The following is a 12,994-nucleotide window of genomic DNA, read 5'->3' on the forward strand; positions in this document are numbered from 1 at the left end:
AGCGTTAGGGAAACGCCCGGTTACATTCCGAACCCGGAAGCTAAGCCTTTCAGCGCCGATGGTACTGCAGGGGGGACCCTGTGGGAGAGTAGGACACCGCCGAACAATCTTTCAGGACCCTTGGTCCCAGCGTTCAACGCTGGGACCAAGGGTCCTTTTTTATTTTCGCTTGAATTTTCCGAAGCGCGTCGGGCAGCCGACTGCGCGAGAATGACTGCAGTACCCGAAGACAGGAGTCGCACCGATGTCCACCAACTCTCCCGAGGACCGTCCGCAGCGCGAGGGGCGCAGCCGTGACGGCGGTGACAGGGGCGGCTACCGGGGCGGTCGTGACGACCGCGGCCCGCGCCGTGACGACGACCGAGGCGGCCGCCCGGCCGGCGGCGGCTACGGCCGTCGCGACGACAGCCGTGGCAGCACCGGTGGCGGCACCGGTGGTGGGTTCCGCCGTGACGACCGCCGCGATGACCGTGGCCCGCGCCGCGACGACGACCGCGGTGGCCGTCCGTCCGGTGGCGGCTACAGCGGCGGCGGCTACGGCCGTCGTGACGACCGTCCGTCCGGCCCGCGTCGTGATGACGACCGTGGTGGCCGTCCCTCCGGCGGCGGTGGTTACGGGCGTCGTGACGACAACCGTGGTGGCTCCGGTGCCAGCACCGGTGGCGGTTACGGGCGCCGCGATGACCGTCCGGCCCCGCGCCGGGATGACGACCGTGGTGGGTTCCGTCGCGATGACCGTCGTGACGAGCGTCCCTCTTTCCGCCGTGACGATGACCGTGGTGGCCGTCCCTCCGGCGGCGGTGGCTACGGCCGTCGCGATGACAACCGTGGTGGCTCCAGCACCGGTGGCAGCTACGGGCGTCGCGACGACCGTCCCGCTCCGCGTCGGGATGACGACCGTGGTGGCTTCCGTCGTGACGACCGTGCTCCCCGCCGTGACGACCGGCCCTCCTTCCGTCGCGATGACGACCGTGGTGGCCGTCCCTCCGGCGGCGGTGGCTACGGCCGTCGCGACGACAACCGCGGTGGCTCCGGTGCCAGCACCGGTGGCGGCTACGGGCGTCGCGATGACCGTCCGGCCCCGCGTCGGGACGATGACCGTGGTGGGTTTCGTCGCGATGACCGTCGTGACGAGCGTCCCTCCTTCCGCCGTGACGATGACCGTGGTGGCCGTCCCTCCGGTGGCGGTGGTTACGGGCGTCGTGACGACAATCGTGGTGGCTCCGGTGCCAGCACCGGTGGCGGTTACGGGCGTCGCGATGACCGTCCGGCCCCGCGTCGGGATGACGACCGTGGTGGCTTCCGTCGCGATGACCGTCGTGACGAGCGTCCCTCCTTCCGCCGTGATGACGACCGTGGTGGCCGTCCCTCCGGCGGCGGTGGCGGTGGCGGTGGCTTCGGGCGTCGTGACGACCGTCCGGCTCCCCGTCGTGATGACGACCGTGGTGGCTTCCGCCGCGACGACCGTCCGGCCCCGCGCCGCGACGACGACCGCGGTGGGTTCCGAGGCCGTGACAGCCGCGACGACCGTGGCGGCTTCCGCCGTGACGACCGCGGCCCGCGCCGCGACGACGACCGCGGCGGCTACCGCGGGCGCGACGACCGCCGTGACGACCGCGGTGGGTTCCGTGGCGGCGACGACCGCCGCGAGCGGGACCGCGACCGTGAGCCGATCAAGCGGCTGCCGATCGACGAGGACGTCACGGGCCACGAGATCGACGAGGACGTGCGTCAGGAGCTGCTGAGCCTGCCCAAGACCCTCGCCGAGGACGTCGCCCAGAACCTGGTCATGGTGGCCCGCCTGATCGACGAGGACCCGGAGCAGGCGTACGCGTACTCGCGTATCGCGCTGCGGCTCGCCTCCCGTGTGGCGGCGGTCCGCGAGGCGGCCGGGTTCGCGGCGTACGCGACGCAGAAGTACTCCGAGGCGCTGGCCGAGTTCCGGGCCGCGCGGCGGATGACCGGGCACGTCGAGCTGTGGCCCGTCATGGCCGACTGCGAGCGTGGCATGGGCCGCCCGGAGCGGGCGCTGGAGATGGCCGGCGCGCCCGAGGTGCAGAAGCTCGACAAGGCGAGCCAGGTCGAGATGCGCCTGGTCGCGGCCGGTGCGCGGCGGGACATGGGGCAGCTGGACGCCGCCATCGTGACCCTCCAGAGCCCGGAGCTGGCGTCGAACTCGGTACAGCCGTGGACCCCGCGTCTGCGGTACGCGTACGCGGACGCGCTGCTCGCCGCCGGGCGTGAGGACGAGGCGCGCGAGTGGTTCGCGAAGGCGCTGGAGTCCGACAAGGACGGCACCACCGACGCCTCCGACCGGCTGGCCGAGATGGACGGCGTGGACTTTGTGGACGCCCTCGGCGATGAGCAGGACGAGCAGGCCGACGCCGACCTCCTCGACAGCACCGACGCGTCGGACAGCGTGCCGGACGAGGACGAGGACGAGGACGAGGACGAGGACGACGACCGCGACGACCAGGACGACGACGAGCTGGACGAGCTCGACGTCGTGGAGGCGGACGCCGTCGCGGATGTCGACGCGGACGCTGACGCGGACTCCGTGGTCGCGGCCGACGCCGACGCCGACAAGGGTCCGGCCGACAAGGCCTGAGTCAGCGTCTCCCTGGGCCTAGGCCTAGGCCCAGGCGCCCCCGTGGGCGGCTGAGAGCAGTTGGGAAAGGGCGGCACCCCCACCGGGGTGCCGCCCTTTCGCGTTTCCGCCTCGCGCGGGCCCGCGCCGCTCAGTTCACCGTCAGGCTCCGCAGCACCAGACCGGTCGCCGGCTTGGGGCCGAAGGACGTCGACTTACGGGGCATCGTGACGCCCTGGCGGGCCAGGTCGCGGACGACGTCCTCGCGCACCGGGTGCATGAGCACCGCCGTGCCGCCGCGCCGCTCGGCCTGCTCGACCGCGGCCGTCGTGTCGTGGATGTACATGATGTGCTCGGGCGCGTCCGGGATGCGCCAGACGTGGTCCAGGAGCGTGGAGTGGAGGACAGCCGCGTCCAGTTCGCGCCAGGCCTGCGGGCGGTCGGCCCGGACGGTACGGGCCAACAGCTCCGGGTCGGGGCGGTCGAGGAGGTGGAAGTGCCCGTCGCCCGCCAGCAGGAAGGCGTTGCCCGCGGTGCTCGCCTCCGCGAGGAGGTCGAGCGCGTCGGGCAGCGGAACCGAGAACGTACGGATGCGGAAGGCGCCGGATTCGGCCACCGCGGCCAGGGCGTCGCTGACCGGAAGCCGGTGCAGCAGCCGGTGGATCGCGCGCACCCGCAGCGGATAGCGGGCCGTGTCCACGAGCAGGACCAGGCCGAAGTCCCAGGGGCCGGGCGCGGACTGCTCCGAGCGCAGCCGCAGATAGGTCGCCCAGCGGTGGTGGCCGTCGGCGATCACCGCCTGGTGGCGGGCGAGGTCGGTCTGGATCTCGGCGAGGTCGGCGGGGTCGGTGATCGCCCACAGCCGGTGGCTGTAGCCGTCCTCGGTCCTCGTCGAGAGCAACGGCTCGCGCCGTACGGTCCGTTCGATGACCGCGTCCGCGCCGGCCGGCCCGTTGCCGTTGGGGCCGGCGTCACCGTGGTACGTCAGGAGCAGCGGCTCGAAGTGGGCGGCCGTCGTGCGCATCAGGTCGGCGCGGTCCTCCACGACGTGCGGCATCACGTCCTCGTGCGGCAGCACCACGCCCTCGGAGGGGTCCGAGAGGGCGAGCGCCCCGATGAGGCCGCGCTGGAGCAGGGCGCCGTCGTGCTGCTCGTACACGTACAGCGCGGGCTCCGCGTCGGGGGCGAGGACGCCCTCCGCCAGCCAGTCGTCGAGGGTGAGCGCGGCCTGCTGGTGCCGGGCCGTGGGCGTGGCGGCCTGCGGCAGGATGAGGCGGACGATGTTGTACGGGTCCGCCGACTCCAGGTGCAGGAGGCCGTCGGGCCGCACCACCACGTCGTACGGCGGCGAGGTCACGGCGGCGAGGCTGCCGACGCGCTCGGGTACGTAGCGCAGCCCGCGGAAGGGGAGCAGGCGCAGCCCGTCGTCCGTACGCCCAGTTGTGGTCATTGGTGCATGGTAAGTGGGGTGCGGGCATGCGCGATGATCGGGGGGAGAGCATCGAGCGAGGAGTGGATGAGGATGAGCCAGCCCAGCAGGACGCGGCCGAGCGGGAGCGCGCGGGCGCTGAGTGAGGCGTACGACACGGCTCTGCTGGATCTCGACGGGGTGGTGTACGCGGGCGGTGAGGCGATCGAGCACGCCGTCGACTCGCTGGGTACGGCCCGGGAGGGCGGGATGCACCTCGCGTACGTCACCAACAACGCGCTGCGGACGCCGGACGCGGTGGCGGCGCACCTCACCGAGCTCGGGGTGCCGGCCGAGGCCGGCGATGTGATCACCTCGGCGCAGGCGGTGGCGCGGCTGATCTCCGAGCAGGTGCCGGAGGGTGCGCGGGTGCTGGTGATCGGCGGTGAGGGGCTGCGGGTGGCGCTGCGCGAGCGCGGCCTGGAGCCGGTCGAGTCGGCCGAGGACGACCCGGCGGCGGTGGTGCAGGGGTACGGCGGGCCCGACCTGGCGTGGGGCAGGTTCGCGGAGGCGTCGTACGCCGTCGCGGCCGGGGTGCCGTGGTTCGCGTCCAACACCGATCTGACGATCCCGAGCGGGCGCGGTATCGCGCCGGGCAACGGGGCGGCCGTGGAGGTGGTGCGGATCGCGACCGGCGCCGAGCCGCAGGTGGCGGGCAAGCCGCTGCCCCCGATGCACCGGGAGACGATCATCCGTACGGGTGCGCGCAAGCCGCTGGTGGTGGGGGACCGGCTGGACACGGACATCGAGGGGGCGTTCAACGGCGAGGTGGACTCGCTGCTCGTCCTCACCGGGGTGACGGACGCCGCCCAGCTGCTGGCCGCGCGCCCCGAGCACCGGCCGACCTTCGTGGACGCGGATCTGCGGGGGATGCTGACCGGCCAGCCGGAAGTGGCCGAAAACGACGGTGACTTCGTGTGCGGCGGGTGGACGGCGGCCGTCCGTGACGAGGCGTTCGTCCTCGACGGCGAGGGCGAGCCGCTGGACGCCCTGCGGGCGCTGTGCGCGGCGGCCTGGACACACGCGGGCGAGGGTGTGTGCGAGCTGGACGCGGGGAAGGTGCTGGAGCGGCTTGGGTGGTGAGCTTTGGGGCGGGTGCGGGTGCGGGGCTGGTCCGGGGTGCGGGGGTCGGTTCCGGGTCCGGGTCCGGAGGCGGGGGGTGCCGGCGGCCACGGGCAGAGGTGCCGGGGTATCGGGTTCCGAGTCCGGGTCCGGGAGGCTGAGGTACCAGGTCCGGGATCGGGTGCCGGGGCCGCGGGGAGGGAGACCGGAGGCCGGGTTTCGGGGCCAGGTGCCGGAAGCAGAAGTGCTGGCTCCGGGGCCCGGGGAAGCGCCCCTGATCGGTGGGTGTGGACCATGATCAAGGGCCCTGTCGAGGGCTTTGCAGGGTAGGCTAACCTAACTTGCGTGTTGGTAGACAGCCCCTCCCCGCCGAACGCGCAGACCGCTGCCGTGCCCCCGGCCCCGACCGCCCGGCGGCACGCCCTGCGGGCCGCCGGACTGCTCGCCGCCCTGGCGGTCCTGGTCCTCGTGGCGCTCGCGAGCATCGCCGTCGGCGCCAAACAGATTCCGCTCGCGGACGTCTGGCACGGGCTGTTCCACTACTCCGGCACCGCCGACGACGTCATCGTCCATGACACCCGGGTGCCCCGCACCCTGCTCGGACTGCTCGTCGGGGCCGCCCTCGGCGTCTCCGGCGCGGTCATGCAGGCCCTCACCCGCAACCCGCTGGCCGAACCCGGCATCCTCGGCGTCAGCGCGGGCGCCTCGGCCGCCGTGGTCTCCGCGATCAGCTTCTTCGGGGTCACCAGCCTGACGGGGTACGTCTGGTTCGCCTTCGCCGGCGCCGCGGTCGTCTCCGCGCTCGTCTACGTCCTGGGCGGCAGCCGGGAAGCCACCCCGGTCCGGCTGGCGCTCGCGGGCACCGCCGCCACGGCCGCGCTCTACGGCTACATCAACGCCGTGCAGCTGATGGACTCGGCCGCGCTCGACCGGCTGCGGTTCTGGTCGGTCGGCTCGCTGGCCTCCGCCAACGCGGACACGGTCACCGAGATCGCGCCGTTCGTGGCGGTCGGCCTCCTTCTCGCCGCGCTCATCGCCCGGCCCCTCAACGCGATGGCCCTGGGCGACGACACCGCCCGCGCGTTGGGCGCCCACCTGACCCGGACCCGCGTCCTGTCGATGGTCACCGTCACCCTGCTGTGCGGGGCCGCGACCGCCGCCTGCGGGCCGATCGTCTTCATCGGCCTGATGGTCCCGCACGTGGTGCGGGCCATCACCGGGCCCGACATGCGCTGGATCCTGCCGTACGCGGCCGTCCTGTCGCCCGTGCTGCTGCTCGGCTCCGACGTGGTCGGCCGGGTGATCACCCGGCCCTCCGAGCTCCAGGTCGGCATCGTCACCGCGCTCATCGGCGGGCCCGTGTTCATCTTTCTCGTCCGCCGCAAGAGGATGGCTCAGCTGTGAAGGCCGTACGCACGCCCGGGGGTTACTCCTTCCGGGCCGACACCCGTTCGCTGGCCGTCGTCGTGGCGCTGCTGGCCGCGGCCCTCACGGCGGGTGTGGTCCTCGTCGGCAGCGGCGACTTCGCCATCGCGCCGCTCGACGTCGTCCGTACGCTCTTCGGCTCCGGCACCGCCCAGCAGGACTTCATCGTCAACGAACTGCGGCTGCCCCGGGTCCTCGTGGGGCTCCTGGTGGGCGCCGCGCTCGGCATCTCGGGCGCGGTCTTCCAGTCCATCTCCCGCAACCCGCTGGGCAGTCCGGACATCATCGGCTTCGGCCAGGGGTCCTCGGTCGGCGCCCTCGTCGTCATCGTCTGGTTCGGCGGCGACGCCACCGACGTCGCCGTCGGCGCCCTGCTCGGCGGCCTCGCGACCGGCGTCGCGGTCTATCTGCTCGCCTGGAAGAAGGGCGTGCACGGCTACCGCCTGGTGCTCGTCGGCATCGGCGCCGCCGCGATGCTCACCGCCTGCATCCAGTACCTGCTCACCAAGGCCCAACTGGTCGACGCGACCCGGGCCATGGTGTGGCTCACCGGCTCGCTCGACGGGCGCGACTGGGAGCAGGTGTGGCCGCTGCTCGTGCTCTTCGGCGCCCTGCTGCCGGTGATCCTCGCGTACGGACGGCCGCTGCGGATGCTGGAGATGGGCGACGACGCGGCGTACGCGCTCGGCGTGCCCGTCCAGCGGACCCGTACCGTACTGATGCTCGCCGCGGTGCTCCTCAACGCCGCCGCGACCGCCGCGGCCGGCCCCATCTCCTTCGTCGCGCTGACCGCGCCGCAGCTCGCCCGCCGCCTCACCCGGGCCACCGGCCCCAACATCCTGGCCTCCGGCTGTATGGGCGCGACCCTGCTCGTCACCGCGGACTGGGCCTCGCAGCGGCTGTTCGGCGAGAGCAAGCTGCCGGTGGGCGTGGTCACCGGGGTGGTCGGCGGCCTCTATCTGCTGTGGCTGCTGGTCACCGAGCGCAAGGCGGGCCGGATATGAGCGGCCCGCACGTCCCCCGTCCCCGTACGGATCCCCGTTCCAGGAGTACGCACATGCAGCGCCTCAGCGCCGAATCGGTGACCCTCGGCTACGACCAGCGGGTGATCGCCGAGGATCTGTCGGTGGAGATCCCGGACCACTCCTTCACCGTCATCGTGGGCCCCAACGCCTGCGGCAAGTCCACGCTGCTGCGCGCCCTGTCGCGGATGCTGAAGCCGAGCGCGGGGCGGGTGCTGCTGGACGGGCAGGCCATCCACGCGATGCCCGCGAAGAAGGTCGCCAGGACCCTGGGGCTGCTGCCCCAGTCGTCGATCGCGCCGGACGGGATCACGGTCGCGGACCTGGTCGCCCGGGGCCGCTACCCGCACCAGGGGCTGCTGCGGCAGTGGTCGCCCGAGGACGAGCGGATCGTGCGGGAGTCGATGGAGGCGACCGGCGTGGGCGAGCTGGGGGAGCGGTACGTCGACGAGCTGTCCGGCGGGCAGCGCCAGCGGGTGTGGATCGCGATGGCGCTGGCCCAGCAGACACCGCTGCTGCTGCTCGACGAGCCGACCACCTTCCTGGACATCCAGCACCAGATCGAGGTCCTGGACCTCTGCGCCGAGCTGCACGAGTCCCAAGGGCGCACCCTCGTGGCGGTGCTGCACGACCTGAACCAGGCCGCCCGGTACGCCACGCATCTGATCGCGATGCGCGGCGGCGAGATCGTGGCCGAGGGCCCGCCCTCGCGGATCGTCACGGCGGAGCTGGTACGGGACGTGTTCGGGGTCCGCTGCCAGGTCATCGACGACCCGGAGACGGGCACACCGCTGGTGGTGCCCGCGGCACGGCAGCGGGACGCGGCGAAGGTCCCCACCGGGGCCCAGGGGGGCGTCGGCTAGAGCAGGGTCCGCAGCCGGAGCAGGTCGCGGAACCCGGCCTCCAGACGGACCCGGCCCGACGTCCACGCCCGGGCGAAGTTCAGCTCGCCCGCCACCATCGCCACCAGGTCGTCGCCCGTCATGGCGAGACGGATCTGGGCGCGTTCGACGGGCGGGCCCTGGAGCGTCCGCTCGACCTCGACGCGGCCGTCGCGCAGGCGCCCGGTGAAGGTGCGGTCCAGGTCCGTGAGGTGGCAGCTCAGGGAGCGGTCCAGGGCGGCGGCGGCGCGTATGTCACCGTTCGCGCCGGCCAGGGTGCCGGAAAGTGCGTCGAGTGCCGCGCGGCACTCCTCGATCGTCGCCATCGTGACCGACCGTACCGCAGGCCCACGCGGTAGCGTCGTGCCATGAGCGACTTGATGCCGGAGCCCGGGGCGGAGGCCGGCGCCCCCGGGGAACCCGCGGGACCGGCGTTCCCCGAAGCGCCCCGCGAACCCACCGGCGACCCCCGGGTGGACGCGCTGGTCGAGCGCCTCGCGGACGTCACCCACCTCGATACGGAGGGACACGTCGAGGTGTACGAGGATGTACACGGGGGGCTGCGCGAGACGCTGAGCGCGCTGGACGCCCGCCCGGGGCCGCCGGTCCCGTCCCCCGCGTCCCATACGTACGACAACAGGAGCTGAACCGAACGTGGCAGGAGTGGCACGCCGCCGCCTCGACGCCGAGCTGGTCCGCCGGAAGCTCGCCCGGTCCCGTGAGCACGCCGCGCAGCTGATCGCCGCCGGGCGGGTGACGGTCGGCAAGGCGGTCGCCACCAAGTCCGCCACCCAGGTCGAGACCGCCGCCGCGATCCTCGTCGCCGAGGACGACAGCGACCCGGACTACGTCTCGCGCGGCGGCCACAAGCTGGCCGGCGCGCTGGCGGCCTTCGTCCCGCGGGGGCTGAAGGTCGAGGGGCGCCGGGCGCTGGACGCGGGCGCCTCCACCGGCGGGTTCACCGATGTGCTGCTGCGCGCGGGCGCCGGGCACGTGGTGGCGGTGGACGTCGGGTACGGACAGCTCGCCTGGTCCCTCCAGAGCGACGACCGGGTCACCGTCAAGGACCGGACGAACGTACGGGAGCTGACGCTCGACGCCATCGACGGCGAGCCCGTCGACCTGGTGGTGGGGGACCTGTCCTTCATCGCGCTGGGTCTTGTGCTGCCCGCGCTGGTGCGGTGCTGCGCGCCCGGCGCCGACCTGGTGCTGATGGTCAAGCCGCAGTTCGAGATCGGCAAGGAGCGCCTGGGCAGCGGCGGTGTGGTGCGCAGCCCCGAACTGCGGGCCGAGACCGTGCGCACGGTGGCCGCGCAGGCCGCCGGGCTGGGGCTCGGTGTGCTCGGGGTCACGGCCAGCCCGCTGCCCGGACCCTCCGGCAATGTCGAATACTTTCTGTGGCTGCGGGCCGGTGCGCCCGCGCTGGATCCGGCTGATGTGGCCCGTGCAGTGGCGGAGGGACCTAGTTGAGCTCGTTGGGGAACGCGGAGGAGACGCGCGGGGGGGACGGTACGGGCGAGCGGGGTGCGACCGAGCGCACGGTGTTCCTGCTCGCGCACACCGGGCGGCCCGCCGCCATCCGCAGCGCGGAACTGGTGGTACGGGGACTGCTGCGCTGCGGCATCGGGGTGCGGATCCTGGAGGCGGAGGCGGTCGACATCCCGCTGCCGGACTCGCCGGCCGTGGGGACGGTCAAGGAGGCGACCCCGCAGTGCCTCGACGGGTGCGAGCTGCTGATCGTGCTCGGTGGGGACGGGACGCTGCTGCGCGGCGCGGAGTTCGCACGGGCGTCGGGGGTGCCGATGCTCGGCGTCAACCTCGGCCGGGTCGGGTTCCTCGCCGAGGCCGAGCGCGACGACCTGGACAAGGTCGTGGACCGGGTGGTCACCCGCTCCTACGAGGTCGAGGAGCGGATGACCCTCGACGTCGTGGTCCACAGCAACGGCGACGTGGTGCACACCGACTGGGCGCTCAACGAGGCGGCCGTGCAGAAGGTGTCGCCCGAGCGGATGCTGGAGGTCGTCCTGGAGATCGACGGGCGGCCGGTGACCGGGTTCGGCTGCGACGGGATCGTGTACGCGACGCCGACCGGCTCGACGGCGTACGCGTTCTCGGCGGGCGGGCCGGTGGTGTGGCCGGAGGTCGAGGCGCTGCTGATGGTCCCGATCAGCGCCCACGCGCTCTTCGCCAAGCCGCTGGTGACGTCGCCCAGTTCGGTGCTGGCGGTCGAGGTGCAGCCGCACACGCCGCACGGCGTGCTGTGGTGTGACGGGCGGCGGACGGTGGAGCTGCCGGCGGGGGCGCGGGTGGAGGTGCGGCGCGGGGCGGTGCCGGTCCGGCTGGCCCGGCTGCACCACGCGTCCTTCACGGACCGGCTGGTGGCGAAGTTCGCGCTGCCGGTGAGCGGGTGGAGGGGTGCGCCGCACTGAGGGGTACGGTCTGCTTCCCGGGGCCGCGGCCCCGGGTGCCCCCTTTTGGGCCGGGTCTTTGGCTGCGGGTGTGCGGGTGGCTGGTCGCGCAGTTCCCCGCGCCCCTGGGGGGTGCGGCTCCTTCGGGGTGCGAGGGCCGGGCCAGTCACGGTCCGCGGACAAAGTGCTCGGCGGGGGCAGGGGACGTAGCCCCGGCGCCTTCATCCCCACGGCCGGGGTGGGGGAAAAACCGGGCACGGGGGTCAGCCCTTGGGGTGAGGGTGTGGGGGGCGTCGCACACAGGGCCCGGGACCTCGTAAGGTCGGGGGCGTGTTGGAGGAGATGCGGATACGGTCGCTCGGGGTCATCGACGACGCTGTCGTCGAGCTGTCGCCCGGGTTCACCGCGGTGACCGGCGAGACCGGCGCGGGCAAGACCATGGTCGTCACCAGCCTCGGGCTGCTGCTCGGCGGACGGGCGGACCCCGCCCTGGTGCGGATCGGCGCCAAGGCGGCGGTCGTCGAGGGGCGGATCGCGCTGCGCGCGGGCGCCACCGCGGCGATCCGTGCGGAGGAGGCCGGGGCCGAGCTCGACGAGGGCGCGCTGCTGGTCAGCCGTACCATCTCGGCGGAGGGCCGCTCACGGGCGTACCTCGGCGGACGCTCGGTACCGAACGGCGTGCTCGCGGAGATCGCCGACGAGCTCGTCGCCGTCCACGGCCAGACCGACCAGCAGGGCCTGCTCAGGCCCGCCCGGCAGCGCGAGGCCCTCGACCGGTACGCCGGGGACGCCGTGGCCGGGCCGCTGACGAAATACGCGGAGGCGTACCGGCGGCTGCGGGCCGTCGCCGGGGAGCTGGAGGAGCTGACCACGCGGGCGCGCGAGCGGGCGCAGGAGGCCGATCTGCTGCGGTTCGGGCTCGACGAGATCGCGGCGGTCGAACCGCTGCCCGGCGAGGACGTCGAACTCGCGGCGGAGGCCGAGCGCCTAGGGCACGCCGAGGCGCTGGCGTCGGCCGCCGCCCTGGCCCACTCCGCGCTCGCGGGCAACCCGGAGGACCCGGAGAGCGTCGACGCGGCCACCCTGGTCGCGGGCGCGCACCGGGCCCTGGAGGCCGTACGGTCGCACGACCCCGCCCTGGCCGCCCTCGCCGAGCGCATCGGCGAGGTCGCCATCCTCCTCGGCGACGTGGCGGGCGAGCTCGCCGGATACGCGGACGACCTCGACGCCGACCCGCTGCGGCTGGCGGCCGTGGAGGAGCGGCGGGCCGCGCTGACGGGGCTGACCCGTAAATACGGTGAGGACATCCAGGCCGTCCTCGGCTGGGCGCAGCAGGGCGCGGCCCGGCTGACCGAGCTGGACGGCGACGACGACCGGATCGGTGAGCTGACCGCCGAGCGCGACGGGCTGCGCCGGGAGCTGTCCGTCCTGGCCCAGGAGCTGACGGATGCCCGCACGGAGGCCGCCGCCCGCTTCGCGGACGCGGTGACCGCCGAGCTGGCGTCGCTGGCGATGCCGCACGCCCGGGTGTCGTTCGCGGTGCGCCAGGTGGAGGACGCCGAGGGCGTCGAGGTGGGCGGGCGGACCGTGGCGTACGGGCCGACCGGCGCCGACGAGGTGGAGCTGCTGCTCGCCCCGCATCCCGGCGCCCCGGCGCGGCCGATCGCCAAGGGTGCGTCGGGCGGTGAGCTCTCCCGGGTGATGCTCGCGGTCGAGGTGGTCTTCGCCGGTACGGACCCCGTGCCCACGTACCTCTTCGACGAGGTCGACGCGGGCGTCGGCGGCCGGGCGGCGGTCGAGATCGGCCGGCGGCTGGCGAAGCTCGCCAAGTCGGCGCAGGTCGTCGTGGTCACCCATCTGCCCCAGGTGGCGGCCTTCGCGGACCGCCAGCTGCTGGTGGAGAAGACCCACGACGGTTCGGTCACCCGGTCCGGGGTCACCGTCCTGGAGGGCGAGGACCGGGTCCGGGAGCTCTCCCGGATGCTGGCGGGCCAGGAGGACTCCGAGACGGCCCGGGCCCACGCGGAGGAGCTGCTGGCGACGGCACGCGCGGAGGGCTGAGCCCACCGCGCCCCGGCCGGGTGAAGCGTCGCGCCCCGGCCGGGTGAAGCGGCGCGTGGCGGTTCACCCGTGTGGGTGGT

The 12,994-nt window shown here is 73.8% G+C and carries 12 protein-coding genes and 1 rRNA gene; 10 read left to right on the top strand and 3 right to left on the bottom strand.

Features of this window, described 5'->3' with window-relative positions; translation table 11 throughout:
- Positions 1–105 (top strand): 5S ribosomal RNA (rrf, locus tag ABZ404_RS31525); the annotation flags it as partial.
- A gap of 28 nt (positions 106–133) precedes the next feature.
- Here rrf and ABZ404_RS31530 read toward each other — a convergent pair.
- Entirely contained in the window at positions 134–1,711 is a 1,578-nt protein-coding gene (locus ABZ404_RS31530) for a hypothetical protein (protein ID WP_358835772.1), read from the bottom strand.
- Between the two features lie 15 nt (positions 1,712–1,726).
- On the opposite strand from ABZ404_RS31530, the gene ABZ404_RS31535 reads away from it, so the two are divergent.
- Positions 1,727–2,608 carry a tetratricopeptide repeat protein gene (locus tag ABZ404_RS31535; RefSeq protein WP_358835771.1) on the top strand — a complete coding sequence of 294 codons (882 nt, stop codon included), beginning with the start codon at positions 1,727–1,729 and terminating at the stop codon, positions 2,606–2,608.
- A 130-nt stretch (positions 2,609–2,738) separates the two neighbouring features.
- On the opposite strand, the gene ABZ404_RS31540 is transcribed toward ABZ404_RS31535, so the two are convergent.
- Positions 2,739–4,037, bottom strand: coding sequence for a DUF1015 domain-containing protein (locus tag ABZ404_RS31540; protein WP_358835770.1), 1,299 nt, complete (start codon positions 4,035–4,037; stop codon positions 2,739–2,741).
- A 72-nt stretch (positions 4,038–4,109) separates the two neighbouring features.
- Between ABZ404_RS31540 and ABZ404_RS31545 the strand changes: the two genes are divergently transcribed.
- The 4 genes from ABZ404_RS31545 to ABZ404_RS31560 all read left to right on the top strand — a co-directional run bounded on the left by ABZ404_RS31545 (position 4,110) and on the right by ABZ404_RS31560 (position 8,427).
- Positions 4,110–5,138, top strand: a complete 1,029-nt coding sequence (locus ABZ404_RS31545) for an HAD hydrolase-like protein (protein WP_358835769.1) — start codon at positions 4,110–4,112, stop codon at positions 5,136–5,138.
- Between the two features lie 369 nt (positions 5,139–5,507).
- Positions 5,508–6,521 carry an iron chelate uptake ABC transporter family permease subunit gene (locus tag ABZ404_RS31550; protein WP_358835775.1) on the top strand — a complete coding sequence of 338 codons (1,014 nt, stop codon included), beginning with the start codon at positions 5,508–5,510 and terminating at the stop codon, positions 6,519–6,521.
- Complete coding sequence (locus ABZ404_RS31555) at positions 6,518–7,546, top strand: iron chelate uptake ABC transporter family permease subunit (RefSeq protein ID WP_358835768.1); 1,029 nt, start codon at positions 6,518–6,520, stop codon at positions 7,544–7,546. The genes ABZ404_RS31550 and ABZ404_RS31555 overlap by 4 nt, the downstream gene beginning before the upstream one ends.
- A 53-nt stretch (positions 7,547–7,599) precedes the next feature.
- Positions 7,600–8,427, top strand: a complete 828-nt coding sequence (locus tag ABZ404_RS31560; RefSeq protein WP_358835767.1) for an ABC transporter ATP-binding protein — start codon at positions 7,600–7,602, stop codon at positions 8,425–8,427.
- Here ABZ404_RS31560 and ABZ404_RS31565 read toward each other — a convergent pair.
- A complete protein-coding gene (locus ABZ404_RS31565; RefSeq protein ID WP_358835766.1) occupies positions 8,424–8,771 on the bottom strand; it encodes an SCP2 sterol-binding domain-containing protein in 348 nt (115 codons plus the stop codon). The genes ABZ404_RS31560 and ABZ404_RS31565 overlap by 4 nt on opposite strands.
- 42 nt (positions 8,772–8,813) lie before the next feature.
- On the opposite strand from ABZ404_RS31565, the gene ABZ404_RS31570 reads away from it, so the two are divergent.
- The 4 genes from ABZ404_RS31570 to recN all read left to right on the top strand — a co-directional run bounded on the left by ABZ404_RS31570 (position 8,814) and on the right by recN (position 12,914).
- Complete coding sequence (locus ABZ404_RS31570; RefSeq protein ID WP_358835765.1) at positions 8,814–9,092, top strand: hypothetical protein; 279 nt, start codon at positions 8,814–8,816, stop codon at positions 9,090–9,092.
- Positions 9,093–9,099: 7 nt separating this feature from the next.
- Positions 9,100–9,915, top strand: coding sequence for a TlyA family RNA methyltransferase (locus ABZ404_RS31575; RefSeq protein ID WP_358835764.1), 816 nt, complete (start codon positions 9,100–9,102; stop codon positions 9,913–9,915).
- A 5-nt stretch (positions 9,916–9,920) separates the two neighbouring features.
- Positions 9,921–10,874 carry an NAD kinase gene (locus ABZ404_RS31580; protein ID WP_358835774.1) on the top strand — a complete coding sequence of 318 codons (954 nt, stop codon included), beginning with the start codon at positions 9,921–9,923 and terminating at the stop codon, positions 10,872–10,874.
- A gap of 321 nt (positions 10,875–11,195) precedes the next feature.
- Complete coding sequence (gene recN / locus ABZ404_RS31585; protein ID WP_358835773.1) at positions 11,196–12,914, top strand: DNA repair protein RecN; 1,719 nt, start codon at positions 11,196–11,198, stop codon at positions 12,912–12,914.
- Positions 12,915–12,994 lie beyond the last annotated feature (80 nt).

The organism is Streptomyces sp. NPDC005878 (assembly GCF_040629815.1).
Classification (GTDB): Bacteria; Actinomycetota; Actinomycetes; order Streptomycetales; family Streptomycetaceae; genus Streptomyces.

Excerpts from the sequence above, each read along its gene's own strand:
- ABZ404_RS31540 (WP_358835770.1), bottom strand. The coding sequence starts at position 4,037 with ATGACCACAACTGGGCGTACGGACGACGGGCTGCGCCTGCTCCCCTTC.
- ABZ404_RS31545 (WP_358835769.1), top strand. The coding sequence starts at position 4,110 with ATGAGCCAGCCCAGCAGGACGCGGCCGAGCGGGAGCGCGCGGGCGCTG.
- ABZ404_RS31560 (WP_358835767.1), top strand. The coding sequence starts at position 7,600 with ATGCAGCGCCTCAGCGCCGAATCGGTGACCCTCGGCTACGACCAGCGG.
- ABZ404_RS31565 (WP_358835766.1), bottom strand. The coding sequence starts at position 8,771 with ATGGCGACGATCGAGGAGTGCCGCGCGGCACTCGACGCACTTTCCGGC.
- ABZ404_RS31570 (WP_358835765.1), top strand. The coding sequence starts at position 8,814 with ATGAGCGACTTGATGCCGGAGCCCGGGGCGGAGGCCGGCGCCCCCGGG.
- recN (WP_358835773.1), top strand. The coding sequence starts at position 11,196 with ATGCGGATACGGTCGCTCGGGGTCATCGACGACGCTGTCGTCGAGCTG.